Origin of the sequence: Propylenella binzhouense, assembly GCF_009866965.1 — a bacterium.
GTDB lineage: Bacteria > Pseudomonadota > Alphaproteobacteria > Rhizobiales > Afifellaceae > Propylenella > Propylenella binzhouense.
In genome coordinates this window covers 1-26188 of the sequence record NZ_SPKJ01000060.1, presented here as the reverse complement: position 1 = coordinate 26188, position 26188 = coordinate 1, and the positions used below count along the sequence as shown (strand labels likewise).

The 26188-nt window shown below is 69.5% G+C and carries 22 protein-coding genes; 8 read left to right on the top strand and 14 right to left on the bottom strand.

Translation table 11 applies throughout. The features are described 5' to 3' along the window. Nucleotides 1-66: 66 nt before the first annotated feature. From E4O86_RS23965 to E4O86_RS15480, 14 genes are all read right to left on the bottom strand, one after another. Nucleotides 67-3579, bottom strand: a complete 3513-nt coding sequence (locus E4O86_RS23965) for a glycosyltransferase (protein ID WP_161141471.1) — start codon at nucleotides 3577-3579, stop codon at nucleotides 67-69. 584 nt (nucleotides 3580-4163) lie between these two features. Next, nucleotides 4164-6788: an AAA family ATPase gene (locus E4O86_RS15540; protein ID WP_161141470.1), complete on the bottom strand. Its 2625-nt coding sequence runs from the start codon at nucleotides 6786-6788 to the stop codon at nucleotides 4164-4166. After that, nucleotides 6785-7909: a metallophosphoesterase family protein gene (locus E4O86_RS15535; RefSeq protein ID WP_161141469.1), complete on the bottom strand. Its 1125-nt coding sequence runs from the start codon at nucleotides 7907-7909 to the stop codon at nucleotides 6785-6787. The genes E4O86_RS15540 and E4O86_RS15535 overlap by 4 nt, the downstream gene beginning before the upstream one ends. 118 nt (nucleotides 7910-8027) lie before the next feature. Then, nucleotides 8028-9032: a DUF6635 family protein gene (locus tag E4O86_RS15530; RefSeq protein ID WP_161141468.1), complete on the bottom strand. Its 1005-nt coding sequence runs from the start codon at nucleotides 9030-9032 to the stop codon at nucleotides 8028-8030. A 121-nt stretch (nucleotides 9033-9153) separates the two neighbouring features. Next, entirely contained in the window at nucleotides 9154-9624 is a 471-nt protein-coding gene (locus E4O86_RS15525) for an SRPBCC family protein (protein ID WP_161141467.1), read from the bottom strand. Beyond that, on the bottom strand, nucleotides 9621-9959 hold the full coding sequence (locus tag E4O86_RS15520) for an ArsR/SmtB family transcription factor (protein WP_161141466.1): 339 nt from the start codon (nucleotides 9957-9959) through the stop codon (nucleotides 9621-9623). The genes E4O86_RS15525 and E4O86_RS15520 overlap by 4 nt, the downstream gene beginning before the upstream one ends. A 5-nt stretch (nucleotides 9960-9964) precedes the next feature. Next, entirely contained in the window at nucleotides 9965-10654 is a 690-nt protein-coding gene (locus E4O86_RS15515; RefSeq protein ID WP_161141465.1) for a glutathione binding-like protein, read from the bottom strand. A 109-nt stretch (nucleotides 10655-10763) separates the two neighbouring features. Next, a complete protein-coding gene (locus E4O86_RS15510; protein ID WP_161141464.1) occupies nucleotides 10764-12290 on the bottom strand; it encodes a helicase HerA domain-containing protein in 1527 nt (508 codons plus the stop codon). A gap of 115 nt (nucleotides 12291-12405) precedes the next feature. Continuing rightward, entirely contained in the window at nucleotides 12406-14079 is a 1674-nt protein-coding gene (locus E4O86_RS15505) for a thiamine pyrophosphate-dependent enzyme (protein ID WP_161141463.1), read from the bottom strand. Nucleotides 14080-14124: 45 nt separating this feature from the next. Beyond that, a complete protein-coding gene (locus tag E4O86_RS15500; RefSeq protein WP_205520911.1) occupies nucleotides 14125-15627 on the bottom strand; it encodes a tripartite tricarboxylate transporter permease in 1503 nt (500 codons plus the stop codon). After that, entirely contained in the window at nucleotides 15624-16073 is a 450-nt protein-coding gene (locus E4O86_RS15495; RefSeq protein WP_161141462.1) for a tripartite tricarboxylate transporter TctB family protein, read from the bottom strand. The genes E4O86_RS15500 and E4O86_RS15495 overlap by 4 nt, the downstream gene beginning before the upstream one ends. An 88-nt stretch (nucleotides 16074-16161) precedes the next feature. Next, complete coding sequence (locus tag E4O86_RS15490; RefSeq protein ID WP_161141461.1) at nucleotides 16162-17124, bottom strand: Bug family tripartite tricarboxylate transporter substrate binding protein; 963 nt, start codon at nucleotides 17122-17124, stop codon at nucleotides 16162-16164. 65 nt (nucleotides 17125-17189) lie between these two features. Continuing rightward, a complete protein-coding gene (locus E4O86_RS15485; protein WP_161141460.1) occupies nucleotides 17190-18608 on the bottom strand; it encodes a UbiD family decarboxylase in 1419 nt (472 codons plus the stop codon). Nucleotides 18609-18717: 109 nt separating this feature from the next. Next, the gene (locus E4O86_RS15480; protein WP_161141459.1) at nucleotides 18718-19338 is read right to left on the bottom strand and encodes a MarR family winged helix-turn-helix transcriptional regulator; all 621 of its coding nucleotides are present in this window, start codon (nucleotides 19336-19338) and stop codon (nucleotides 18718-18720) included. A 104-nt stretch (nucleotides 19339-19442) separates the two neighbouring features. Between E4O86_RS15480 and E4O86_RS15475 the strand changes: the two genes are divergently transcribed. The 8 genes from E4O86_RS15475 to E4O86_RS15440 form a co-directional block, all read left to right on the top strand. Continuing rightward, nucleotides 19443-19964: a flavin reductase family protein gene (locus E4O86_RS15475; protein WP_161141458.1), complete on the top strand. Its 522-nt coding sequence runs from the start codon at nucleotides 19443-19445 to the stop codon at nucleotides 19962-19964. 40 nt (nucleotides 19965-20004) lie between these two features. Further along, nucleotides 20005-21486 carry a 4-hydroxyphenylacetate 3-hydroxylase family protein gene (locus E4O86_RS15470; RefSeq protein ID WP_161141457.1) on the top strand — a complete coding sequence of 494 codons (1482 nt, stop codon included), beginning with the start codon at nucleotides 20005-20007 and terminating at the stop codon, nucleotides 21484-21486. 10 nt (nucleotides 21487-21496) lie between these two features. Next, nucleotides 21497-21877, top strand: coding sequence for a cupin domain-containing protein (locus tag E4O86_RS15465; protein ID WP_161141456.1), 381 nt, complete (start codon nucleotides 21497-21499; stop codon nucleotides 21875-21877). Nucleotides 21878-21886: 9 nt separating this feature from the next. Beyond that, nucleotides 21887-23236, top strand: coding sequence for an amidase (locus E4O86_RS15460; protein WP_161141455.1), 1350 nt, complete (start codon nucleotides 21887-21889; stop codon nucleotides 23234-23236). 168 nt (nucleotides 23237-23404) lie between these two features. Then, the gene (locus E4O86_RS15455; protein ID WP_161141454.1) at nucleotides 23405-24436 is read left to right on the top strand and encodes an acyltransferase family protein; all 1032 of its coding nucleotides are present in this window, start codon (nucleotides 23405-23407) and stop codon (nucleotides 24434-24436) included. Between the two features lie 54 nt (nucleotides 24437-24490). After that, nucleotides 24491-24769, top strand: coding sequence for a type II toxin-antitoxin system RelE/ParE family toxin (locus E4O86_RS15450; RefSeq protein ID WP_161141453.1), 279 nt, complete (start codon nucleotides 24491-24493; stop codon nucleotides 24767-24769). Beyond that, on the top strand, nucleotides 24769-25071 hold the full coding sequence (locus E4O86_RS15445) for a HigA family addiction module antitoxin (RefSeq protein WP_161141452.1): 303 nt from the start codon (nucleotides 24769-24771) through the stop codon (nucleotides 25069-25071). Before E4O86_RS15450 ends, E4O86_RS15445 begins: the two co-directional genes overlap by 1 nt. A 44-nt stretch (nucleotides 25072-25115) precedes the next feature. After that, a partial coding sequence (locus E4O86_RS15440; RefSeq protein WP_425500133.1) for a 5'-3' exonuclease occupies nucleotides 25116-26188 on the top strand: 1073 nt, incomplete at its 3' end.

The following is a 26188-nucleotide window of genomic DNA, read 5'->3' as shown; positions in this document are numbered from 1 at the left end:
CCGCCGGCCTCCAATCCGGCAGACAGCTTGAATCATCTCAGCGCTGATTTGGGAATCCCGATTCAATTAGGTCGGGTAACGCTCTAGGGCCTCGACATATCCCTCCGGCGCCTCGCCATCCTCGACATAAGGCCAGTCCGGGCCCAGGAAGTCGGGGATGCCGCCGACCTTGGGCGACACGATCGGCAAGCCCGCCGACCCCATGTCGAGAAGGATCAGCGGCATGCCGTCGAAGCGCGGGGTGTAGAGGAACCCGAGATACCGCCGGCACATCAGATCCTTCTGCGAAGTGAAGCCGCCGTGGAAGATCACGTTCGGCGGCAGGTCGTTCTCGTTGAACTCGACATCCTTCATCACCCTGCGCCCGTAGACGTGGAAGGTCAGTTCGGGCATCTGCGCGGCCACCGCCAGGATCATGGCCGGGTTCTTCTGGTAATCGAGACGCGACGCCCAGAGCACGTCGCGCGACGACGGATCCCCGAAGTGCTCGCCACCCAGTTCGGACGCGCGCGTCGGGTCGGGCGGATAGAGCAGCGTTGCCACCCGCTGCGGTTCAAGCCCGTACATCTCGATGATCTCGCGCGCGAACGGCGTATTGTCGGGCACATACTGATCGACATGCCGGTCGAATTCCGGAATCATCGTCTGATAGCCGGAAATCTTGCCGTTCCCGTCCACATGGGAGCAGAACATCGCGTACTGCACCACGTCGCCGAAGCGTTGGCGGGTCAGAAGCAATGTGCCGATGTAACTCTGCACGTAGAGCACGTGGCGCGGCCTGGCGTGGCGGAAGAACTCGGCCAGAAAGCCTTGCCTCTCCTCCAGCCCCAAGCTCCCGTACGGCCGGCCGGTAATCTCTTCGACGAGCTCAGGCAGGTTGATCGTGTGCTCGCGCAGTTCCTCATGCTTCGGCACGATCGTACTGCGGTCGGTCAGGACGAACCGGCAGTTCCGGACGCCGGCCGCCTGCCAGGCGCGGAAATGCATCGTGCCGACCAGTTCGGCGCCGCCGGCCTCAAGCCAGGGCATCACCACGAAACTGCCGCCGGCGGCGGCGCGGCCGAGTTCGGCCAACCGCTCCATCAGCCGGGCGCGGTGCGTGTTCTGCGCTCCGCCCCAATTCAGCCGCAGGTCGGCGGGCGGCACAGGCACATTGGCGGTGCGGCTCAGGATGTTGAGGAAGTCCTGCAACGTCGTTGGCAGGAACGAAGCCTGGCGAGCCGCCGCCGTAAGCGATTCCACTTCGACGCGTTCGGCTACATGCGGCAAGACCGAAAACCGTGTCGTCGGAAGCCACATGTCGCTCTGCCAGTCGGCAATCGGCGGACGGTCGTGGCTGGCGGCGAGCGTCTCGGACAGCCAAGGCTTCGCTCCATCGACCATGGCTTCCCGACGCGGCTGCCAGTGCGACAGATAGGCCTCGACCTGGGCCACGTTCCGGGCGCTGCGCAACGCGCTCAGATAGTCGCTTCCGGTCAGCGCCACGCCGAACTTTCCAAGCAGCGCGGCGGCGGGACTGGGAGCGTCCCGGCTCTCCGCCTCGAAATCCGACACGATCTCGCCGAGGCCGCTCATGTCGACCATTGCAAGGCGGCTGTCCGACGGGTCTGTCGTACGCACGAGGTGCGCCTCGCCGCTGGCGCAGAGATCGTCAAACAGCTTCAGGAGAGAGCCGGCCTTCCGAAAGCGGTCGATCATCTCGACGCCCGCCAGATGGGCGACGAGGCCGAGCTTGAAGCCGCGGAAATCGCGGTCGATCAACTCACGCAGCACCTGCTCGGGATTCGAAAAGTTGTACCAGGTGACGGTCGGCTGCCCGTCGGGCCGCAGGTGCTGCATGGTCTGCGGCAGCACCACAAGAGGCTGGCCGTAGAACTCGACCACCCTCCGGGCGCTGGGCACGAAGAACTCGGAGACGCCGCCGCCGGCCCGCACCAGAAGTTCAGTGACGCCATCAGGCACCGGGGCGTCGGGCCGGGGGCGGCGCGCGCGCCGGCGCTCGAGCACGAAGCCCGCCGGGCTCGGCAGGGCCGGCGCGCGTTTCATCAGGCATGCCAGCAGGAAGGCTTCCGCGCTGTCGTCATCGAAGCGGATGGAAAGGCCCGTCTCGTCAGCGCAGCCGCCCCCGCCGCAGAGCCCGAACAGATCGACCTGGTGAACGCGCCACGGGCGGTAGAGCTTGGAGCCCGACAGCAGCCGGCGCACGCGCGCGCGCCGCTGCGGCAGGCCGAGCAGCGGGTCGGCCGTCATCTCCGCCTGCGCCAGCAGGATCCGCTTCGTCTGCGAGACAACCAGCTTGAAGAACGCCTCACAAAGTCCGGCGAACAGATCGGTACCGGTGTCGATGATCGTGCCGCCGGCATGCTGCACGATCGGCCGCACCAGAAACCGGTTGAAGAACCAGTTCGGCACCGCGAACTCCTGCAGCATTCTACGGCGGCTGAGATAGATGCTGCCGAAGGGATCGCCGATCTCGAGATCGGCGTAGAGGTCGTCGTCGGACTCGTGGAAGATCACCAGTTGGTGCGTTTCGGGCGAGAACAGCGGCTGCATCTCGGCAAACCGGTCGATCAGCACCGGCAGCAGCCGGGTGTAGCGCTCCGACAGGAACAGGAACACCTTCTTGCGATCGTCGAGCTTCGACAGCAGCATTCGGGCGCCATCGGCGGCGCGGTGGTGCAGCGAGCGCACGGAGGAGGTCAGCGCCCAGCGGTTCCGGCTGAGGTTGCCGCTGATCAGCGGTTCGAACTTCACCTGCTCGATCATCGCCTCGTAGACCGGCACCGACAGCTGCTCCTGCGTGGCGAACAGCGACGTGTCGGGCTGCCGCGGCCGCGATCGCCGGCCGGCCCCGGAAAGCAGATAGTCGGCGCTGTAGAGCGGCGAGGCTCGCTGCGTCATCGACGGCGTCGCCCCGAGGCTCAGATGCGCGCTCTTGACCCGGTAGAAGCACACTGTCTGCGGCAGAACCGAATGCAATACGCCGTTGGCAATCGTGTCGCCGGCCCAAGACCAGTCCTCGTTGCCAAGTCCCGACGCCTTGTCGTTGTGCGGCATCGGGAAGCGCTCCAGGAGCTCGCGGTCGACGACGCACTTGTTCGAGAAGAACCAGTCGAACGTCAGCAGCATCGGATCGAAATCCGGGTGGTCCGACGGTATGATCCGGCGGATTCCGTTCTCGCCGCCAAAGGAAATGAAGAATTCCGTATGATAGACGGCCATGTCCTGGATCAGGCCGGCGCGGCGATATTCAAAGAACGTCCGGTATAGATTCGACGAAAACAGATCGTCCGCGTCATGCATGAAGACATGCCGCTGGCTCGACATCTTGATGCCGAAGTCCCGCGACCGGCCGAGATCGGCGAAGCCGACCTCGTGGATCGAATCGGCATCCTTCCAGTTCCGGCACAAGTCCAGCGTCTTTTGGTCGGGATTGTCGGCGACGACCACGAACTCGACCCGGTAGCCGGCTCTTGCGGCCTCGCGTTTGGCCGCGGACAGCGAGTTCAGGGTGGGAGCGAGAAGAACGCCCTCGCGGTGCACGTTGATTACGGCGGAGCAGTCGAATGAAGAAAACACGTCGACCGAATTTCCTTTGCGTTGCCGCCGTTAAAGCAGGTTTGGCCAAGGACGACAAGCAACGATGGCCACATCTGAGAACTGCCGGAGGCTCCGCCGTCCGTTGGGCGGCTGAAGGATCGGGCGGAACCGTCTACCGCTGCGCGTGCGGCATCGGGGCCCGTCCGACGACCTCGAACTGGCGGGGCGTTACACCGGCTTTCGTCCAGCCGGGACCGGTACCGAGGGCTATTCTTAATCGCGCGGCTGCACTGGTGCGGCAACCGGCTGCGGACGGCAGGCTCGGTTTGTGAGTCCAAGCTGAGGATTGGTAGGGGAGGTAGGGTTCTGTTTGGGCGGACAGGCAGGATGTCGTCCCAAGCTTGTACAGAGAGGGTAGCCGGTTGACAGTGCCGCTCCTGTGAGCGGGGCTGAGGCGGCCTGCCGGTTCGTTTTTCTGCTCGCTTGTCCTCCTTCTGCCGTGGCGGGCTCGGCAGGCTGTCGATGAAGGCGACGGCCGGGGTCCTGCCGTCCATGCTCGGCTTTCGGCGGTCGCCCGCGAGGCGCTGAGAGACCAGCGTGCCGGCTGCATCCGGCGCGCGGCCCTAAGGCTGCCAATCCGTCATCTGGAGGACGTTTCCGCCGAGCTTCTGGAAGGCGCGCTGGCGGCAGGAGAACACGATGATCTGCTGGTCCCTGGACTGCCGGTGGAGCGCGTCGAACATCTTCTCGATGCGGTCGTCGTCGGAATAGACGAGCGCGTCGTCGAGGATCACCGGCGCCGGCCGCCCGTCGCGGGCGAGCAGCCTCGCAAAGGCGAGGCGCGTCAGCACCGAGAGCTGCTCGCGCATGCCGCCGCTGAGCCGGTCGACCTCCTCCTCCTGGCCGCTGCGCCGGATCGTCTGGGGGAGCAGCGTCCGTTCGTCGAAGGTGATCGAGACGTCGTCGAACAGCAGTCCGATGAGCGGCCTCAGCTCGGCCATGACGGGCCCGAGATAGAGCTCGCGGGCCTCGGAGCGGGCGGCCTCGAGCGCCGAAGCGAGCCTCTGCAGGACGGCGACCTCCTTCGCGAACGCCGCGACGCGGGCCGTCGCGGCGGAGAGCGCCTCGGCCGTCTCGCGCCATGTCTCTTCGACCGCCTCCTCGGAGCGGGTGCGGATCTCGGCGTTGAGGCCGGCGATGGTCTCGCGAAGCGCGTTGATCTCCTGCTCGGCCGCCGCCTCGACCGAGCGCGCGCGCTTCAGAGCGGCTTCGGCGGAGTGCGGATCGACCGCCGCGGTCCGGAGCGCTTCCGCATGCGCTTCGGCCGCGGCGAGCGCCCGGCCGCGCTCGTCGAGCGCGTCCGCCATCGCCTGCGCGCGTCGATCCCGTGCCTCTTCCGGGCCGAGAAGCGCGGCCACCTGCGTCCGCTCGGCGTCGAGCGACGCGAGCGCCGTCTCGGCCCTCACAAAGGCGTCGTCGGCGCTCCCCCGGAGCGGTTCCGCCTCACGCAAGGCGAGCTTCGCCTTCCTTCGGCTCTCTTCGGCGGCCGCCAGCGCTGCGCGGACCTGTGACGGGTCCTCCTTGAGCTCCAGGAGCTCGGCACCCGCCGGATCGAGGGCCGCGACGCTTTCCCGGAGCCGCGCCAGGCCCTCGGGCGCGAGCAAAGAGAGCCGGCCCCGCAGCTCGCGCAGTTCGGCCTCGATCCGCTCAGCGCGGACCTGCCGCTCCCGCGCCGCGGCGAGATCGTCGACCCCCATCGAGGCGAGCAGCGTCCGGCGCTTCGCCTCGGCCCGCTCGATCCGATCGTCGCTCCGGGCCGGCCGGTTCGACCGCAAGGTGAGCGTACCGATGCCCGGCACCGAGAGCTCGGCCTGCCCGTCATAGCCGCGCTCCTCGCCGTCCGCGAGCGGGATGCCGTCCATCGTCACCGGACCGGCGGCGCCGCCCTGATAGGAGATCGCGACCGAAGGGCGCGCCGCCTCTTCGACGGCGCGCAGCTTCGCGATCTCGACTTCGAGGGCCTGAAGCTCGTCGACGGCATGCGCCGGAATCCTGACGAGCGCGAGCCTGGCCTCGCCCTCCTCGAGCGCCCGGCGGGCGGCCTCCGCCGCGCTCAGGCGCTCCTTCAGCCCGGCAAGGCGCTCCGCGGCCTCGCGCGCCTTCAGCGCCGCATCGAGGCGGGCGAGGAGGCCGCGCATCGCCTGCTCCCCGGCCTCCGCGGCCTCGGCATCCGCATGCGCCTTCTCGATCGCCGCGGCGGCGTCGCGGCGCCGGCCGGACGCCTCGGCGCGGCGCCGCTCGGCTTCCCGGAGCCTCTCCTGCAGCTCCTTCGCCTTCGCCAAAGCGGTGCGGAACGCGCCGAGATCCCGATCGGCGGCATCCTTGCGCTCGCGCGCGAGCTTCAGCTCGGCTTCGGCCGTCTTCAGCTTCCCGTCATGCGCCCTGGCGGCGTCGAATCCCGCCTCGGCCGTCTCGACCGCCTGTCGCCGCTCCCGCCTGTCCTCCGCCCCGTCGAGCTCGGCGAGCCGCCTGGCCGCCGCGGCCCGCCTGTCGAGCGCCGCGCGCAAAGCGTCGACTTCGCCCGCAAGCCTTCCCTCCTCGGCCTCAAGCCTGTCGCGCTCCTCGATGGCGGCCGCGTAGCGCCCGCCGGTCCTGGGCCTGCCGGTGGGGGTGACGAGCTCCGAAAGGGCCTCCTGCGCGGCGGCCATGATCTCGGCCATGCGCCGCCCGCCGGTGACGGCTTCGACCTCGCCCTGGACGGATTCGAGCAGGCTCCGGCGGACCTCCTTTTCGCCGTCCTCCTCCGAGCGGCTGCGCTTCTCGAGACCGGTCACGCCCTGGCGCACCCAGAGCAGGCCGGCCGGCCCGGCCGTGCCGCCCCTGATCAGGCCGGCGATGAAGTTCTCCGCCTCGTCGGCCTGGGCCACCAGCCGTCCCGTCGCGAGATCGGTCACCCGCGCGGAGCGGCCGCCATAATATTGCTTCGTGAGCCGGAAGCGGCCTTCGGCGGTCTGGATGTCGGCTTCGACCAGCGGGCTGCCGCCGCTATAGGGCCGCAGCTTCTGAATCTCGCCCGGCGTTCCCGAATGCGGCTGGAAGAACAGCGCGTGCAGCGCCTCGAAGCTCGTCGACTTGCCGAACTCGTTGACGGCACACAGCACGTTGACGCCGTCGCCGATCCCCTCGATGGCAATGCCACGTCCCGCGAAGCGCTTCACGTTGAAGAGGCGCAGAGCCGAGATCTTCATGGCGCGACCGCCTGAGCGTAGAAGAAGAGGCGCGCGAGCGCCGCACGCGCGATCTCGCGCTCGCCGGCGGAGCGGCTCTCGTCCCCGGCCTCCGCAAGCAGCGCGTTCGCGGCTTCGCGCAGCGCCCCGGCGCGGTCGATCCCGTCGAGGTCCCCCGCCTCGCACGCCGTCGCGAGACCGGTGTCGTCGAGTTCCAGGAATGCGAAATCAGGTTTTGCGCGCTCGATCGCTGCCGTCAGCGCCGCGCGTCCCGCCAGATTGCTGCGGCCGGCCGCCGCGACCCGGGCGAGCGTCTGCCGGCGGTGCCTCGCTTCCGGCAACAGCCCTTCGAGCGCCGGCGCGGGATCGTCGCCGTCGAGCAGATGGAGGTCGAGCCTGCGCCAGGCGAAGCTCGCCATCGGAAGCGGCGTCACCTCGGGCAAGGCGGAAGGGCCGGCGATGCTCACCAGCAGGGCCTCGCCGGGGCGCTCATGCTTGAACCGGTCGGGTTCCGGCGTGCCGCTGTAGCGGGTGCGCGGCTCGACTTCGAGCGCACCGTGCCAGTCGCCGAGCGCGAGATAGGCGAGGCCCGCGCGCCGCGCCCGGTCCGGCGCGATGACGTCGGACGCGACGCCATCCTCGGAGAAGCTCCGTATCGCGCCATGGGCGAGCCCGATGCGGATGGCGCCTTCGGGGGTCGCCGCGCCCTCCATCCACTCGGTCAGGTCGCGGCCGGGGCGGCGCGTCGTGCACGGCGCGGGCAGAAGCGCCGCGCCCGCGGCCAGCTCGACCGGCCGGGGCTCGGCCGCGAGCGCCACATTTTCGGGAGCCTCCGCCTTCAGCGTGGCCCAGAGCTGCGTCGCCTGCAGGGAATCGTGATTGCCGGGCAGGAGCACCCATCGGATCGGCGCATGATGCGCCATCTCGGCGAGCGCCTGCCGGCGCACATCGGCCGCCGGCGTCTCGGTGTCGAAGGTGTCGCCGGCCAGCAGGATCGTGGCTGCGCCCTGCTCCTGCGCGTGCTGCGCCAGCCGCGCGATGGCCGCATGCCGTGCCTCGCGCAGCCGGCTCGGCAGGTCGCCGGAGAAATTGCCGAAACGCTTGCCGAGATGAAGGTCGCTCGAATGGATGAAACGAAGCATGCCGGCCCGGACTGTTGACCGATCGGGATCGGCCCGGAAGCCGGACGGATCGGAGACGCGATATCGCCGCTCGTCCGTGGGCGCGTCAACCTCCACGGCCGCTCCCGACCGGCATGGCTCAGGCCGGCCGGAACAGGCGCCCGACCGCGACGAGAATGTCGCCCAGGTCGAGAAGCCGGGCGACGTAGAGATCGTAGGTGACGAAGCCGGCCTCGCGCCGCCCGGGCCGGAAATTGCTCTCAAGATTGTCGATCAGCGCGGTGAGCCGGCGCTCGTGCAGCCCGAGCGCCCGCTGCACCGGATCCGATATGATCCCGGCGAAGGCGGTGGCGATCGCCGCAACGCCCATGGTGCCGGCCGTCGTTCCGGCGGCGAGAAGGGGCGAGACATGGGCGGGGAAGAGCCCGTACCAGAAGCCGCCCATCGCGGAGCCGAGCGGAAAGCTCGCGATCGCGCCGCCCTGGGCGAGGCTGCCCGCGATCGCCGGGCCGAGCGCGAAGGCGCCGGGCGTGGCCTGCTGAAAGGCGAGCGCCCCGGTGCCGAGCGCGACGAGCCCGGTGGTGATCTCGGCCGCGGCGGCGCGGGTGCCCGCATATTCGGTGAGCGCCGCCTCGAGCCGCTGCCGGAAGACCGGATCCTGCTCGTGGCCCGCCGTCGCCTCCGCCGCGCGGGCAAGGAGCGCCCGGACCTCGGGATGGGCGAGGATCGCCTCCGCCAGCCCGTCCTCCCGGGCCTCCCGGCTTCCGTCGCGGCAGGGCTGGCGGAGAAGCTCGGTCGTGATGCGCCAGCGCAGTTCCCGCGCCACGGCGGTTTCCAGAAAGAGGTTCCGGTCGAGCCATCCGGCGAGCCGATTCCGGCCGAGCGCCCGGGCTGCGCCACTGCCGACTTTCAGCCCGACCTGCGGAACCGACAGTGCGACATTGGCCGGCGCGCGGAGGAGGTCCCAGCCGAGCGCGTGCCGGTGCAGCCGGGCCGAGCCCGGCAACGAGAAGGTGCGGTCCACGAAAGGCCGGACGCGCGACCGGCATTCCTCGAAATAGGCCGCTGCGGCCTCCGCGACGATCGCCTCCGCGCTCGTCGGCGCGAGTGTCCGGTTCTCGGTCGGGGGAAGGGTGGTCTCCATGGCCGAAGAGATGGGGCCGCGGCGCGGCGGCGAGAAGAGGCCGGCGGAAAGGATGGCCGCTTGGGGAGGCCGCCCCGGCGGCGAGCGCCGCCGCACGGCCGGAAAGGGCCTGCGGCCGCACCTAGCGAGGCGCCGTTTCGGCCTGTTCCATGACGGCGGCGAGCCGGTCGAAGCCCTCGTCCGTCCCGGCCCGCCGCGCGTCGGGCCCGCTGCCGTCGAGGAAGGCGGCCTGCTCGGTGAAGGTCATCCTCGTCGCTGCGCCCTCCGGCGCGAATTCCGCGGTGGCGAGCGACACGGAGAGACACCGGCCGTCGCGGACCATCTCATAGGCGTAGACGATCCGGACCGCCGGCTCGATCTCGAAATAATGCGCGCGGACCTCGAGGATCCCGCCTTCCGGCATGCGCCAGCGCGTCGCCTCGGACCCGGCCTTGCGGAAATCGAAACGGCTCTCGAGCGTCTCCCATTCCGGGTGGCACGAGTTCCAGAGCCTCTTGAGCGCCGGCTCGGACCAGAAGCGGAACGCATGGGCGGGGCGGCCCGGCAGGGCGCGTTCGATGACGAAGGTCGCGTGTCCGGCTTTCCCGTTCATCGGTCGTCGCACTCTTCCGGGAAAGCGGCCATGGCCTCGGCCAGGCGATCGAACGCCGCATTCAACGCGGCTTCCCGCTGCCTCACCCAGTCCGCGACCGGATCCAGCCCGTGCGGCCGCATGCCGTAGGTGCGCACCCTCCCGGTTTTCGTGGAGCGCACGATTCCGCCTTCCTCCAGCACCTTGAGGTGCTTGACCGCCGAGGGCAAAGCGAGGCGCATCGGCGCGGCGATCTCCTTCACGGATGCGGGGCCGCGGCTCAGCCGCTCGACCATCGCCCTGCGGCAGGGGTCGGAGAGCGCATGGAACACCTTGTCGAGCTCTTGCGTCTGCATGGGCGCTATCCGGTCCGGTCCGCCAGATAGCCGGCGGGCATCGCGTCCCGATAGGGGAACAGATCGAAATAGGGGCGCGCCTCGGCGAGGACCCGGCCGAAGGAGGGGCGGTCCAGCAGGCGTTCGACATAGGCCCGCAGGTTCCGCTGCTCCGCAGCCGCCGGGTGCACGATGGTGGCGAAGAAGAGCGCCGGCGCGGCGGCACAATCCGCCAGGCTGAAGCCGCCGCCCGCGGCCCAGGAGCGGCCGGCAAGCCTCGCCTCCAGCATCCCGTAGGCGGCATCGAGCATGGCATGCGCCTCGCCGACGCCGGTGGCGTCCCTGCCGCCCTCCGGCCGGAGGCGGTCGCCGACGATCTTCTGCATCGGCGCTGCGACATAGAGATCGAAGAAGCGGTCCCACAGCCGGACCTCCAGCCGCGCCTCGGCATCGTCGGGCAGCATCGGCGCCGGTCCGGGATGGTGCGCCTGCAGGTACTCGATGATGATGCTCGTCTCGGGGATGGTCCGGTCGCCCCGGCTGTCGTGCAGCACAGGTATCTTGCCCACCGGCCAGCGCCCGAAATGGGCCGCCGCGGCACCCGGATCGGCGAAGTCGACGGTCACGGCGCGGAAGGGCGTCCGGTTCTCGTAGAGCGCGATGAGCACCTTGTGGCAGAACGAAGCCAGCGGATGCTGGTAGAGGGTCAGTGTCACGGCCGCCCCGATCGTTTCCGAGTCCGGAAACTATCCGAACCCGACACGGGTCCGAAGTCAAAGGGAAAGTTTCCGCGCGAGGAAACGATCGACCTGTCCGCTGAAGACGCTATTGGCGCGCGAGCCGCTGGTCGAGCCTCGGCCGCGGGCGCAGCGCGCGCCGTGCATGCTCCGGCGCAGCCGCCGTGCCGGGCGCCGTCTCGATGCCGAGGCGCGGCAGCGCGAGAACGCGCCGCCCGGCGGCGTCGACATGGCAGACGAGGTCGCCGCGCTCCTCCAGATGGGCGAGCACGCGCTTCAGCCGGCCGGGCGAGCGGGTGCCGTAGTGGTCGCCGAGATCGCCGTCTCCGGGCGCGGGCGCGGCCTCCAGCGCGAGCCGCGCGACATAGAGGAACAGTCCCTGCAGGTCCTCGGAGAGACCCGCGGCGTGCGCGAGGGCCGCCTCCCATTCCGGCCGGCCGCGGGTCTCGGCCGAAGCCCCGGCCCGGGCGATCGCGAAGCGGCGGCGGAACTCGGAAAGCGGCGGCACCGCCCGACCGAGGCCCCGCTTCCGGCAGCGGCCGGAGAAATCCTGGAAGAGGAGCGGAAGATCGCGGCCGGCGAGCTCCGGCTCCGCCGCCATGGCGGCGAGGATCTCCTCGACGGCGGCCGCGGCTTCGGCCGGGTCGATTTCCGGCTCGCGTTCGCAGGCCGCCTCGGGACGCTGCGCCGCCAGTCGGGCGAGGACGTCGCCGGTCGCCGGCCGCGGCCGCTGCGGGACCGGATTGCGCTCGCTTTCGGCCTCGTCGGGGCTCGCGGTGAAGATGAGCTCGGTCGCGGCCTCGCCCGGCGGTTCGGGCAGCGGTATCAGGACCGGGCTTCCGGACCGGCCGGAGGTCTCCACCGGGCCGATCCGGATCGGCAGCGGCTTGCGGGAAAGCGCCGGCCCCAGCCCGACGAACTGGCCGCGCTCGAGGTCGCGGAACATCTCGGCCTGCCGCCGCTCCATGCCGAGGAGATCGGCCGCGCGCGCCATGTCGATGTCGAGGAAGGTGCGCCCCATCAGGAAGTTGGAGGCCTCGGCCGCGACGTTCTTCGCAAGCTTCGCCAGCCGCTGGGTCGCGACGATGCCGGCAAGGCCGCGCTTGCGGCCGCGGCACATCAGGTTGGTCATGGCGCCGAGCGAGAGGCGGCGCGCCTCGTCGGTGCCCTCGCCGGAGAGTGCGGGCGCGAAGAGCTGCGCCTCGTCGACCACGACAAGCGCGGGATACCAGTGCTCCCGGTCGGCGTCGAAGAGGCCGGTCAGGAACGCCGCGGCGGCGCGGAGCTGGCCCTCGACCTCCAGCTCGTCGAGCGCGAGCACCGCCGAGACGCGGTGCTGCCTGATGCGGCGCGCGATCCGCTGCAGATCGCTTTGCACCGCGGCGGCGTCGATCGCGACATGGTCGAAGCGCTCGGCGAGGGTGACGAAGTCGCCCTCGGGGTCGATCACGATCTGCTGCACCGAGCCGGCGCTCTGCTCCAGCAGCCGGCGCAGCAGGTGCGACTTGCCCGAGCCGGAATTGCCCTGCACCAGGAGGCGCGTCGCGAGCAGCTCTTCGAGATCGATGAGCGCGGGCGCACCGCCCGCTGCTCCCATTTCGACGGTACTCTTCATCGGCCATGCATCGGGTAGCGGCCCCTTCTAGCATGGCGGCGCCGCCGGGCGAGGCTCCGCCTGCCGCGGTCCACAGCCTGAAGGGCGCGGCCGCGGCTCAAGCGGGGCGTACCCTTCAGAGCGAGTCCAGCATCATGTCCGGGGTCAGCCGGCGCGGATCGACCGGGAGGTCGAGGATGGCGGGCCGGCCCGCCGCCAGCGCGCGCTCGAAGGCGGCGGGGAAGTCCGCATCCGCGGTCACCCGCTCGCCATAGCCGCCGCAGGCTTCCGCGAAGGCGACGAAATCCGGGTTCTCGAGCGAGGTGCCGCTCGGCCGGCCCGGATAATGCCGCTCCTGGTGCATGCGGATCGAGCCGTAGAGCCCGTTGTTCATGATGATCACCACGATCGGCAGGCGGTAGCGCGCGGCCGTGATGAAGTCGGGCGAGGCCATCTGGAAGTCGCCGTCGCCGGCGAAGCAGATGACCGGCCGCCCGGGGTGGCGAAGCTTCGCCGCGATCGCCGCCGGCAGGCCGTAGCCCATCGCGCCCGACCGCGGGGCAAGCTGCGTCCCGCGCACGCGGTAGCCGAGGTAGCGGTGGAGCCAGATCGCGTAATTGCCGGCGCCGTTCGCGAACATCGTATCGTCCGGCATCGTCGCCCGCACATGGCCGATGATCTTCGCGAAATCGAGCGCGGCATTGACGCCGGCCGGGCTGGAAAAGGCGACGTAGTCCTGTCGCGCGCCCTTCCGCCATTCGCCCCAGGGCACCTCCGCCTTGGTCCGCATCTCGCCGAGGGCGCGCACGAAATTGCCGACGCTCGCATGGACCGCCAGGCGCGCCTGGTAGACGCGGCCGAGCTCCTCCGCCCCGGGATAGACGTGGACGAGCGCGGGACCCGGCACCGGCGGCTTGAGGAGCGTGTAGCCGCGCGTGGTGACGTCGCCGAGCCGGTCGCCGATCACGACGAGGAGATCCGCCTCGCCGACCCTGCGCGCCAGTCCCGGGCCGGGTCCGAAGCTCAGATCGCCGACATAGTGCTCGGACCGGTTGTCGAGAACGTCCTGGCAGCGGAATGCCGCCGCCACCGGCAGGTCGTACGAGCGGGCGAAGCGGGCGAGACCGGCGCAGGCCGCCTCGTCCCAGCCGCTCCCGCCGACGATGACGAGCGGACGCTCGGCGGCGGCGAGGAGGCGCGCGAATTCCGTCATGGCCGCCGGCGAGGGCGCGGGCTCGGCCGCCTGGTAGCGGGCGACGTCGGCGACCCGCGCCGTCGCGCTCAGCACGTCCTCCGGGATCGAGAGCACGACCGGGCCGCGCCGCCCGGCCATCGCGGTGTGGAAGGCGCGGCTCACCATCTCGGGGATGCGCGCCGGATCGGTGATCTCGGCCGCCCATTTCGTGGTGTCGGCGAAGACCCGCGTATAGTCCATCTCCTGGAAGGCTTCGCGCCCGCGATGCGCCCTCGGCACCTGGCCGACGATGAGGACGAGCGGCGTCGAATCCTGGAAGGCGGTGTGGACCGCGATCGCCGCGTGCATGGCGCCCGGCCCGCGGCTGACCAGGCACACGCCCGGCTCGTTGCGCAGCTTGGAATCGGCCTCCGCCATGTTGGCGGCGTTCGCCTCGTGCCGGCAGACGACGAAGCGGATCCCCGCCTGGTCGCCGTGCAGAGCGTCGAAGACGGGAAGCGCGCTCTCGCCGGGGACGCCGAAGATCGTGTCGACGCCCTGGATGCGGAGCGTGTCGACCAGGATCTGACCGCCGCTGCGCGCCGGAGCCTCGGCTGCGTCTCTTTCCTCGTTCACGCTTCGAATCTCCCTGATCACTTCAGGCGGCCGGCCAAGCGGACGCTATTCCTGGAACACTTCTTCCCGGCGCCGGCGGATCGCCGGCATCGCAACCGTGATCAGGAGCGCGAGGCTCATCACCAGCAGCACCAGGCTGATCGGCCGCTGCAGGAAGACGAGCGGATCGCCGCGCGAGATGATCAGGCTGCGCCGGAAATTCTCCTCCATCATCGGCCCCAGCACGAACCCCATCAGGAGCGGGGCGGGTTCCGCGTCGAGCTTGCGCAGGAGATAGCCCAGAATCCCGAACCCGATGGTGAGATAGAGATCGAACGGCGAGTTGTTCACCGAATAGATCCCGATCGAGCTGATCACCAGAATGAGGAGGAAAAGAAGGCGGTAGGGCACGAGCAGGAGGCGCACCCAGATCCCGATCATCGGCAGGTTGATGATGATGAGCATGACGTTTCCGACGAACATGCTCGCGATGAGGCCCCAGAACAGGTCCGGCTGCCGCGTGATGACGGTCGGGCCGGGCGTGATGCCGTGGAGGATCAGCGCGCCCACCATCAGCGCCATGGTGGCGCTGGTCGGGATGCCGAGCGTGAGGAGCGGCACGAACGAGGTCTGGGCCGCGGCATTGTTGGCCGATTCCGGCGCCGCCACGCCCTCCGGCGCGCCGCGCCCGAAGCGGGTGGAATCCTTCGCCACGCGCTTCTCGAGCGCATAGGCGGAGAACGAGGCGACGGTGGCGCCGCCGCCGGGCAGGATGCCGAAGGCGGTTCCGAGCAGCGTGCCGCGGACGACCGCCCAGCGCACCGCCCTCATGACCGCCCGGCTCGGCATCAGCGAGCCGATCCTGCCGGCATTGAGGCCGCGCTGGATCCCGTCCTCCAGGTTGCAGATCACCTCGGCGACGCCGAACAGGCCCATCGCGGCGGCGACGAAGCTGACGCCGTCATAGAGCTCCGGCATGCCGAAGGTGAGCCGCGACTGGCCGGAATTGACGTCGATGCCGACCATGCCGATGAGGAGGCCGAGCAGGATCATCGCGATCGCGCGGATGACGGAGCCGTTCGCGAGCACGATCGCCGAGATGAGGCCGAGCACCATCAGCGAGAAATATTCCGGCGAGGCGAAGCGCTGGGCGAAGCCGGCGAGCGGCGGGCCGGCCACGGCGACGACGACGGTGCCGAAGCAGCCGGCCAGGAAGGAGCCGATGGCCGCGATCGCGAGCGCTTCGCCGGCGCGCCCCTGTTGTGCCATCTTGTAGCCGTCGAGCGCGGTGACGACCGAGGTCGATTCGCCCGGGATGTTGACGAGGATGGCGGTGGTCGAGCCGCCATATTGCGCGCCGTAATAGATGCCGGCGAGCATGATGATGGCGGTCGTCGGCTCCAGCGCGAAGGTCGCCGGCAGGAGCAGCGAGATCGTCGCGACCGGCCCGAGCCCCGGCAGCACGCCGATCAGGGTTCCGAGCACCGCCCCGACCAGGCAGAAGAAGAGGTTGGTCGGCGTCAGGACGACCAGGAAGCCGTGGCCGAGGAGCGAGAAGACGTCGATCATGGGAAAAGCCGCATCGGAACCCCGAGGAGCCGGACGAAGATCACGCTCGAAGCGGCGGCGAGCGCGATGCCGAACAGGAGGCTCTGGAGAAAGGAGCGTTCGGAGGAGCCGAGCGTGGCGATCGCCACCTGCGCCACGATCGCGATAGGCAGCCCGGCGCGATCGACGAGGAGCGCGAAGGCGAGCAGCGACAGGCTGACGAAGAGGATCGGCCGCCAGTTCATGCCGCTCACCTGCGGCCCGTCGAGAACGAGGCCGCGTCCGATGAGGAACACGCCGACGGCGAGGAGCACGATCGAGATCGCGACCGGGAAGTAGCCCGGCCCCATGTCGGAGGCGGTTCCGATCTCCAGATCGCGCAGAAGGAAGATCGCCGCGACGGCGAGGACCGCGAGGAGCAGGCCGGAATAGAAGTCGACGGCGCCCCGCACCGAGTTGGATCGCATATGCGTCCCCGTGCTCGAAACGTCTGTCCGGGGACGGCCGGCCGCGCCCGGAAGCGGCGGGGGCGCCGCAGCGGCGCCCCCGGATGGACTACTTCTTGGCCTCGATTTCCTTCAGGACGCCGGTCCAGGTCTCGACCTCGCCGGCGATCCGGGCCTTGAACTCGTCGGGCGTGGTGGCGACGAGCGTGGCGCCCATCTTGGCCATGCCGGCCTTCACGTCGGCGTCCTTGGCCATCTCGGCGAGCGTGCCCGCCAGCTTGTCGACGATCGGCTGCGGCGTGCCGGCGGGCGCCATGACGCCGTTCCACGAGATCGCCTCGAAGCCGGGCGCGACGTCGGCGGCCGGCGGCAGGTCCGGCAGGTACTCGCTGCGCTCCTTCGAGGTGACGGCGAGACCCTTCACCGTCTTCGCCTCGATCTGCGGAATCGCGTCGGACATGTTGGTGAAGGAGAGCTGCACCTCGCCCGCCACGACCGCGGCCGTCGCCGGCGCGCCGCCCTTGAACGGGACGTGGACGAACTTCGCCCCGGTCATCGACTGGAACAGCTCGACCGAATAGTTCATCAGGCCGCCGATCCCGGAGGAGCCGTAGTTCAGCTCGCCGGGATGGTCCTTGCCGTACTGGACGAGCTCGGCCATGTTGGAGACCGGCACCGAGGGATTGGCGATCACGACCTGCGGCGTTGTGCTCACGATGCTGACGGGCGCGAAGTCCTTCAGCGGATCGTAGCCGACCTTCTGCGCGACCGGCGCGATGGAGACCGCGCCCGAGCTGCACATGCAGAAGGTGTAGCCGTCGGGCGCCGCATCGGCGGTGATCTCGGTGCCGAGGATGCCGCCGGCACCGCCCCGGTTGTCGACCACGACCGCATGGCCGAGCTTTCCCTCCAGGTACTTCGCCGTGATGCGGGTGACGCCGTCGGTATAGCCGCCGGGCGCATAGGGCACGATGATGGTGATGGGCTTCGTCGGCCAGGCGTCCTGTGCGAACGCCGCACCGGACAGAAGGATGCCTGCCGCCGCGAGGACGGCCGTCAGACTGGATTTCATCTCGAATTCTCCCCTGTTGATCGCGGAGCGCCGTATCCCCCCGGACGGCGCGGCTGGTTCACCGGTCAGATCAATCCGAGCGCCTTCTCGGCCGTCTCCGGATCCGTCGTGAATTCCGTCCGGTCGACCTCGATCGGCTCGAAGGCGACCCGCGTGAAGCGGGCCCGCTCCTCGAACGGAACGGTGGCGTCGATGCCGAGCTTGGCGCGCACGCCGTTCCGGCTCACCCGGACATATTCGTGTCCGCGCGCCTCGGGGACGACGATGATGTCGCGCGAGGCCTCCATGCGCGTGGCGAGCGCATATTCGACGTCGAGCGGATCGCGGATGTCGATGTCGTCGTCGACCACGATCACCATGTCGAGGTCCTTCAGCGCGCCGAAGCTCGCAAGGATCGCGTTGCGCTGAAGCCCCTCGTGGTGCGGGCCTTCCTTCTTCACCTGCACGATGGCGTGGAAGCGGTGCAGGCCGCCCGCCGTCATCTCGGCGTCGACGACGATCGGAACGGCGGGCCCGAGCACCTTGAGGAGGCTCGCCTCGAGCACGTATTTGCGCAGCATCACGGTCTCGCGGCCGTAGCCGTTGATGGCGTGATAGATCGGGTTCCGCCGGTGCGTCAGCGCCGTGAGCTGGAACACCGGGCCGGGAGAAGCCGGCGCCGAGAAGCCGACGAACTCGCCGAACGGACCCTCGACGGCGCTTTCGCGGCAGGTCAGCCGGCCTTCGAGCACGATCTCGGTGTCCGCTGGGACGGGCAGGTCCTGCGTCGCCGCCTTCAGCACCCGGAGCGGCCGGCCGGCGAGGCCGCCGGCGACCGCGAGCTCGTCGGCATGTTCGGGCATTTGCGACCCCATGGTCGCGGCGGTGTACTGGAGCGCGAGGTCGGCGCCGATGCAGACGACGACGGGAAGGTCCTCGCCGCGCGCGGCGGCGCGTTCGTAGGCGTTGCGGAGGTGCCGGTTGAAATCGAGCCGGATGCCGGTCCGGTCGGGGCCGAGAAGCTGGAGCCGGTGATAGGAGGCGTTGAGCACGCCGGTTTCCGGATCGCGGGCGATCACCACGCCGGCGGTGATGAAGCGGCCGCCGTCGGACGGCGCGTGGTGGAGGACGGGCAGCGTGCCGCCGAGATCGATTCCGCTCGTCACGACGACCTCCTGCGCGGGGCCCGAGCGGACCAGCTCCGGTTCGACCGGCGCCCCGAGCGCCCGGGCGACGAACTCGCGGATCCCGCGGAAATCGGTGCCGAAGGCGGCCTCGCAATTCTCCTTCGAGCCGAGCACGTTGCCGATGACGGGAATGCCGAAGCCGTCGACCGCCGGGAACAGCACGGCCGGGCCGCCGTCCATGACCTTCATGAGCGAGGCGACCTCGAGATGCGCGCTCGCCGGCCGGTTGCAGGTCTCGATGCGTCCCGCCTCCGCCATCCGCATCAGGGCCGAGCGGAAGCGCGTGTCGATGACGGTGGAATTCGGCACGGCGTTCACGCGGACCTCGCTGGCTGGTCGGGAGCCGGCCGCCCTTTGTCATGCGGCTGGCACCAACTGTGATATTTCACAAGCATCATAGCGATGCGCTTTTCGCGCGGTCAAGCCGCTATCGCGACTCTCCGGCCCGGACGGGGGCATCCGCGTGGTCGCGGCCGGATTCCGGCCCGGCGCCCGCATCCGCATAGTCGAGGAAGAGCAGCGCCGCGTCGACGCCGTCCACGAGCTGGCCCGTAATGCGGTGGAGCGCCAGGAAATCCGCATGGTCGAGGCTGCCGAAGATGAGGTCGTTCGCTGCCACCTGCCGCGGCTTCAGCTGCGCGAGGCGTTGGCGTCCGGCCGGCGTCAGGGTGAGGAGCACGCGTCGGCGATCCTCGGGATTGACGGCCTTGCCGAGGAGCCCGCGCGAGACGAGCCTGTTCACCTCGATGGTGACGAAGGCGCCGCTCAGATGCAGGTGGCGCGCCACCGCGTTGACGCCGACGCCCTGCCGGCCCTGCAGATGGGCGATGGAGATCAGGATCGAATATTGCGGCCCGCTCAGCCCGATCGAGCGGCCGAACCGGTTGCGGACCTCCTGCAGGCGAGCGGAGAAGGCCAGCATGCGCTGCACCAGTTCGCGGAACATGCGGTCCGAGCCGTCGACGAGGAGCGCGGGCGCCGAGGCGGTGCGCTCCGGCAGCCCGTCCTCCTCGTGATCCGCATTGCTGCGCCCGGCATCGCCAGCCATTCCGATCGCCTTCGCCCGTGCCGGACGGTTGCCGGCATTCCTGTTGACGTGTTTGCCAGATAGCTTTATCACAAAGCTACCCGGAGGCAAGACCGGGAGAGACGATGAGCCCCGACCCAAAACAACTCCGCACCGCGCTCGGGCAGTTCGCCACCGGCGTCGCCGTGATCACGGCGCAGGACCGCCGCGGCGGGCTGATCGGGCTGACCATGAGCTCGTTCAACTCGGTCTCGCTCGACCCGCCGCTGATCCTCTTCAGCGTCGACCGGCGGGCAAACAGCCTGAACGCGCTCCTTGAGGCGCAGGGCTACGCCGTGAACATTCTGAGCCGGCAGCAGGAGGAGCTTTCCAACCGGTTCGCAAGGGCGCTCAGCGACAAGTGGGCCGACGTGGCGCACAGCCTCGGCCATGCCCAGGCGCCGCTCCTGCACGGCGCGATCGCGCATTTCGAATGCGCGCCCTACGCCCAGTATGACGGCGGCGACCATGTCATCGTGGTCGGCCGCGTCCTGCGGTTCAGCGCCAATCCCGAGGCGGAGCCGCTGGTCTTCTTCCGGGGCAAGTACCACAGCCTCAAGAGCGGCGACGAGCGGACCCCCGAATGGCCGCTGCCGATCCACTACTGACAAAGACCTTCCGAGGAAGGGGAGCGCGACAGGAGCGAGAATGATGAAATCCGGAAAGCAGCATATCGAAGGCCTGCGCGACGGCCGCGCCGTCTACCTGCACGGCAAGCGCGTCGACGACGTCACCACCCATCCGGCATACCGGAACGCCGTCGCCTCCGTGGGCCGTCTCTTCGATTTCGCCTCCGCGCCCGAGAACCGCGCGCTGATGACCTACGAGCCGAAGGACGGCGGGCCCCGCGCCAACAGGATCTGGGAGCTGCCCGGCTCCTATGCCGAGCTCGTCGAGCGGCGGAAGGGGCTCGAGGCTTGGACCGCGCTCCATGCCGGCTTCATGGGCCGGGCGCCGGACCATGTCGCCTCCTGCATCGCCGGCATGTATATGGGCCTCGACGTCTTCGAGGCCTATGACGCGAACCGGGCCAGGGCGCTCGCCGACTATTACCGCCATGCCCGCGACAACGACCTCTATCTCACCTACGTGATCATCAACCCCCAGGCCGACCGCTCGAAGAGCGCGAGCCAGCAGAAGGACGAGTTCCTGACGGCCGGCGTGGTCGATCGCGACGCCGAGGGCATCACCGTGCGCGGCGCCAAGATGCTGGCGACCGGCGGGATCATGGCGGACGAGGTCTTCGTCACCTCGATCCAGCCGCTGCAGCCCGGCGACGAGCGCTACGCGATCTCCTTCGCGATCCCCATGAACGCCAAGGGCCTCAAGGTTCTGTCGCGGAAGTCCTACGAGGAGGGGGCGCAGTCGGTCTTCGACAATCCGCTCTCCAGCCGGTTCGACGAGAACGACGCCGTCCTCTATTTCGACGACGTGAAGGTGCCCTGGGAGCGGGTCTTCGTCGTGGACAGCCTGGACATGTGCCAGAAGCAGTTCCATGCGACGCCGGCGCATGTCTACCAGAACTACCAGGCGATGGTCCGCCTCTCCGTGAAGATGCGCTTCCTGCTCGGCCTCGCCCGACGGATCGGCGACGTGAACGGGATCGTCGCCTTCCCGCAGGTGCGCGAGATCCTGGGCCAGCTCGCCGCGGAAGCTGGCATGGTCGATGCGCTCGTCGCCGCGATGGAGGCGAAGGGCACGCAGCGCGGCCCCTATTTCGTGCCGGACCGGCACACGCTCTATTCGGCCCAGACGCTGACGCAGCAGCTCTATCCGAAGGTCATGACGACGCTGCGCGAGCTCGCCGGCGGCGGCATGATCATGCTGCCCTCCTCGGTGGAGGACTTCGCCAATCCCGAGCTCGCCGCGCTGATCGGCAAGACCCAGCAGTCGCCGGCGGCGAGCTCGCTCGAGCGCGTCAAGTTCTACAAGCTCGCCTGGGATGCGGTCGGCTCCGAGTTCGCCTCGCGCCATACCCAGTACGAGATGTTCTATGCGGGAGCGACCTTCGTGACGAAGGGCCATTCCTTCCGCACCTACGATTGGGAACGCTCGGCGAAGCTGGTCGACGGCATTCTCGACAGCTACAGCCTCGAGGATGAGGTCCAGCCGGCCCAGGCCGCGGAATAAGAGGGAAGACATGCCGGTCAACAAGCAGCACGACGAGTTCTACACCATCGACATGGAGAGCGGCTGGGAGGTCCCGCCCGGCTACCCGCAGGGCATCGAGCAGAAGATCCTCTCCGGCGGCCTCGACGAGGCGAACAAGCGCGGAACGCGCAGCCGCCTGCTCCGCTTCCACCCAGGCGTCTACACGACCAAGCCGTTCGTCCACGACTATTGGGAAGAGGTCTACCTCGTCTCCGGAGACCTCACCGTCGGCAACGACGAGAAGGGCGAGGGCGGCACCTCGTTCCAGCCGAACACCTATGCCTGCCGCCCGCCCGGCGCCTATCACGGCCCCTTCAAGTCCGAGAAGGGCTGCGTGCTGTTCGAGCTGCACTATTACGATCCGGTCTGACCCGGACCGATGCAGCCGACGCTACAGGAGCTTGCGGCCGGGCTCGAAGCCGGTCGCCTCACCAGCCGCGGCCTCGTCGAGGCCTGCTTCGCGCGGATCGCGGACGAGGACGGCGAAGGCGCCCGCGTCTTCACCCGGACCCACCGTGCGGCGGCGCTCGCCGCCGCCGACGCGATGGACGGGCTTCGCCGGGCGGGCCTCGCCCCCTCGGCCTATGCGGGCATCCCGATCTCGGTGAAGGATCTCTTCGACCTCGCGGGAGAGCCCACGCCGGCGGGCTCCAAGATCCTCGCCGACGCCGCGCCGGCCGAGGCCGACGCGCCGGCAATCGCGCGGCTCCGCCGCGCCGGCTTCGTCGTGGTCGGCCGCACCAACATGACCGAGTTCGCCTTTTCCGGGCTCGGGCTCAACCCCCATTACGGCACGCCGCTCAATCCGTATGACCGCGCGGTCGGGCGGATCCCGGGCGGCTCCACCTCGGGCGGCGCCGTCTCCGTGACCGACGGCATGGCGCACGGCGCGATCGGGACGGATACCGGCGGGTCCTGCCGCATCCCCGCCGCGATGACGGGGCTCGTCGGCTTCAAGCCGACCGCGGCGCGGGTGCCGCTCGCCGGCGCCTTCCCGCTCTCCCCGTCGCTCGATTCGGTCGGCCCGCTCACCCGCACCGTCGCCTGCGCGGCCGCGCTCGACGCGGTGATGGCCGGCGCCGAGCCTGATTTCGCGCCGCGCGAGGACCTGGCCGGCCTGCGCCTGGCCGTGCCGCAGACGCTCGTGCTCCAGGGCATGGACCAGAAGGTCGCCGACGATTTCGACCGCGCGCTCTCGAAGCTTGCGCGCGCCGGGGCGCGCGTCGTCGAGATCGATCTCGCGGCGGTCGCCGACATGCTCGAGATCAACGCCAAGGGCGGCTTTCCGGCAGCGGAGGCGTTCGCCGCGCATCGGAGCCTCATCGCGGAGAAGGCCGACGGCTACGATCCGCGCGTGCTCCTCCGGATCCGGCGCGGCGAGGCGCAGACCGCGGCCGACTATATCGACCTCCTGGCGGCGCGGCGGCGCTACCGCGAGAAGGTGCTCGCCGGCTTCGCCGCGTTCGACGCCCTCGTTTTCCCGACGGTTCCGATCGTCGCGCCCACAATCGCCGAACTCGAGGACGACCAGGCCTTCACGGCGGTCAATCTCCTCGTCCTGCGGAACCCGACGGTGGTGAACATGATCGACGCCTGCGCGGTGTCGGTGCCGATGCACGAGGCGGGAACCGCCCCGACCGGACTGATGCTGGTCGGCCGGCCGTCCGAGGACGGCGCGCTGCTTGCGCAGGCGGCAGCCGCGGAAGCCGTTCTTTCGCCCCGGATCTGAGCGGGACCGGGCGCGGCACGGCGGCTTCCCCGCCGGCGCGCCCGGCCGCCGGGCCCGGCATCGCCCCGCATTCTCCTGATTTCGTTTACCTTTATTTCACGAACGGCGCGACGGCGCGGCGCGGATCGGCGACAAGGCTGCTCGGCCGCAAAGTCGGGGAGCCGCGCCATGAAGTCTCGTGTCGATTGGGTCGATGTCGCCAAGGGCTTCTGCATCATCTTCGTCGTCATGATGCATTCCACGCTCGGGGTGGAGAAGGCGGCCGGCGCCGACGGCTGGATGAACTATGTCGTCGAGTTCGCGCGGCCGTTCCGGATGCCGGACTTCTTCCTGATCGCCGGCCTCTTCATCGGCCTCAGGATCGACGCGCCCTGGCGGCTCTATCTCGACCGGAAGGTCGTCCACTTCGCCTATTTCTACGCCCTCTGGCTGACCATCCAGTTCGCCATCAAGGCACCCGGCTTCGCGGCCGAGATCGGCTGGGGCGGCGTGCTGCGGGACTATCTCACCGCCTTCGTCGAGCCGTGGGGAACGCTCTGGTTCATCTACCACCTCGCGCTCTTCTGCGTGATCGTGCGCCTCCTGAAGCGCGTGCCCTGGCCGATCGTCTGGGTGGCCGCCGCCAGCCTCGAGATTCTCCACATCGAGACCGGCTCGGTGCTGATCGACGAGACCGCCTCGCGCTTCGTCTACTTCTATTCGGGCTACGTCTTCTCCGCGCATGTCCTCCGCTTCGCGGAAAAGGTGGCGGAGGACCGGGTCTCGGCGCTTCTCGGGCTCGGCCTCTGGGGCGTGCTCAACGCCACGATCGTCTTCGCCGGCTATTCCACCATGCCGTTCGTGAGCCTCGTCCTGGGTTTCGCCGGCGCCGTCGCCGTCGTCTCGACCTCGGTCCTCCTTGCCGGCACGCGCGCCGCCGTCCCGCTCCGCTGGCTGGGCGAGCATTCGATCGTGGTCTATCTCGCCTTCTTCTTCCCGATGGCGGTCTCGCGGGCGGTGTTGCTGAAGACCGGCATCATCACCGATATCGGCACCATCTCGGTGCTGGTGACGGCGGCCGGCGTGCTCGGACCGGTCGTCTTCTACGGCCTCGTCCAGTGGACCGGCTGGGGGCGGTTCCTGTTCGAGCGCCCGGCCTGGGCGCGGATCGACGGCCCCTACCGGCGCCGCGACCGCGCCGCGCTGCAGCCTGCGGAATAAGGCTGGCTGTTAGGCGCTGGTTGACAGATGTCAGCCGGTGCCTAACATATCACGGTGATCCGAAGCTTCCGCAGCCGTGCCCTCCGGCGCTTCTGGGAACGAAGCGATGAGAGGCGGCTTCCCGCTGAGCAGGCGGCCCGCATCGCCATGATTCTCGATCGGCTGGACGCCTCGACGCAGCCAGGGATGATGAACGTACCTGGCTTACGGTTCCATAGCCTGACCGGCGACATGAAGGGCCGGTACGCCGTCGCGGTGACGGGCAACTGGCGAATCACGTTCGCCTGGGACGGCGAAGATGCCGTTGCGGTCGACTTGGAGGACTACCACTGATGACAGGACCAACGCGCGATCCCGAGCGGCCGCCGACCCATCCTGGCGCCTTCTTCCGCGAGATCGTACTCCCGGCGCTCGGCCTCTCGAAGTCGGAAGTCGCAAGGGCGCTCGGCATCTCCAGGTACACGCTCTATCAGCTCCTGGAGGAAAGGACCCGCGTCACGCCCGAAATGGCCGTCCGTCTCGGGAAACTTTGCGGCGACGGGCCGGAAGCCTGGCTCGCCATGCAGACGAAGCGGGATCTCTGGGAAGCCCTCCGCACCGTGGACACGTCGGGCATTCCGACGCTCGCGGCCTGACGCGGTCGCTTGAATTCCGGCGGCTCCCGCGCGACATGTCGGGCATGCCAGCCGCCGCGCCGAAGCCCCGTTCCGCCGCTCCCATGAAGGAGGGCGACCGCCTCATCCTGGTCGACGGATCGGCCTTCATATTCCGCGCCTTCCATGCGCTGCCGCCGCTGACGCGGAAGTCGGACGGCCTGCCGGTCGGCGCCGTCTCCGGCTTCTGCAACATGATCTGGAAGCTCCTGCAGGAGGGGCCGACGGCGGAGAAGGGCGACGAGCCGACCCATTTCGCCGTCGTGTTCGACTATTCGGCGAAGACCTTCCGCAACGACATCTACCCCGACTACAAGGCGCACCGGCCCGAGCCGCCTGCCGACCTCATCCCGCAATTCGGCCTCATCCGCGAGGCGACGCGCGCCTTCAACCTCGCCTGCGTCGAGCAGAAGGGCTGGGAGGCGGACGACATCATCGCGACCTATGCCCGGATCGCCTGCGAGCGCGGAGCGACGACGACCATCGTCTCCTCCGACAAGGACCTGATGCAGCTGATCGGCCCGACCGTCACCATGGTCGACACGATGCGCGACCAGGTGATCGACGCCGCCTTCGTGAAGGAGAAGTTCGGCGTTGGCCCGGAGAAGATGATCGAGCTCCAGGCGCTCTGCGGCGATTCCACCGACAATGTCCCGGGGGTGCCGGGCATCGGGCCGAAGACGGCGGCGCAGCTCCTCGACGAATATGGCGACCTGGAGACGCTCCTCGCCCGCGCCGGCGAGATCAGGCAGACGAAGCGCCGCGAGAACCTGATCGCGTTCGCCGACCAGGCGCGCGTCTCGCGCCGGCTCGTCGAGCTCTGCAACGACGTGCCGCTCGAGACCTCGATCGACGACCTTGCCGTGGAGCCGGTCGACGGCGTGCGCGCCGTCTCGTTCTGCAAGGCGGTCGAGTTCACGACGCTCACCCGCCGCATCGCCGAGAAGACCGGAGCGGTGATCGACGCCGTCGAGGCGATGGCGCTGACGATCCAGGGCTGGCCTCCGGGCGGCGGCTCGGCGGCCGCGCACGGGCCGGACCTCGCGGAAGCGCCGCCGGCCTCCTCGCCTCAAGGCGCGGCGGCAGCGGCGCCCGCGCG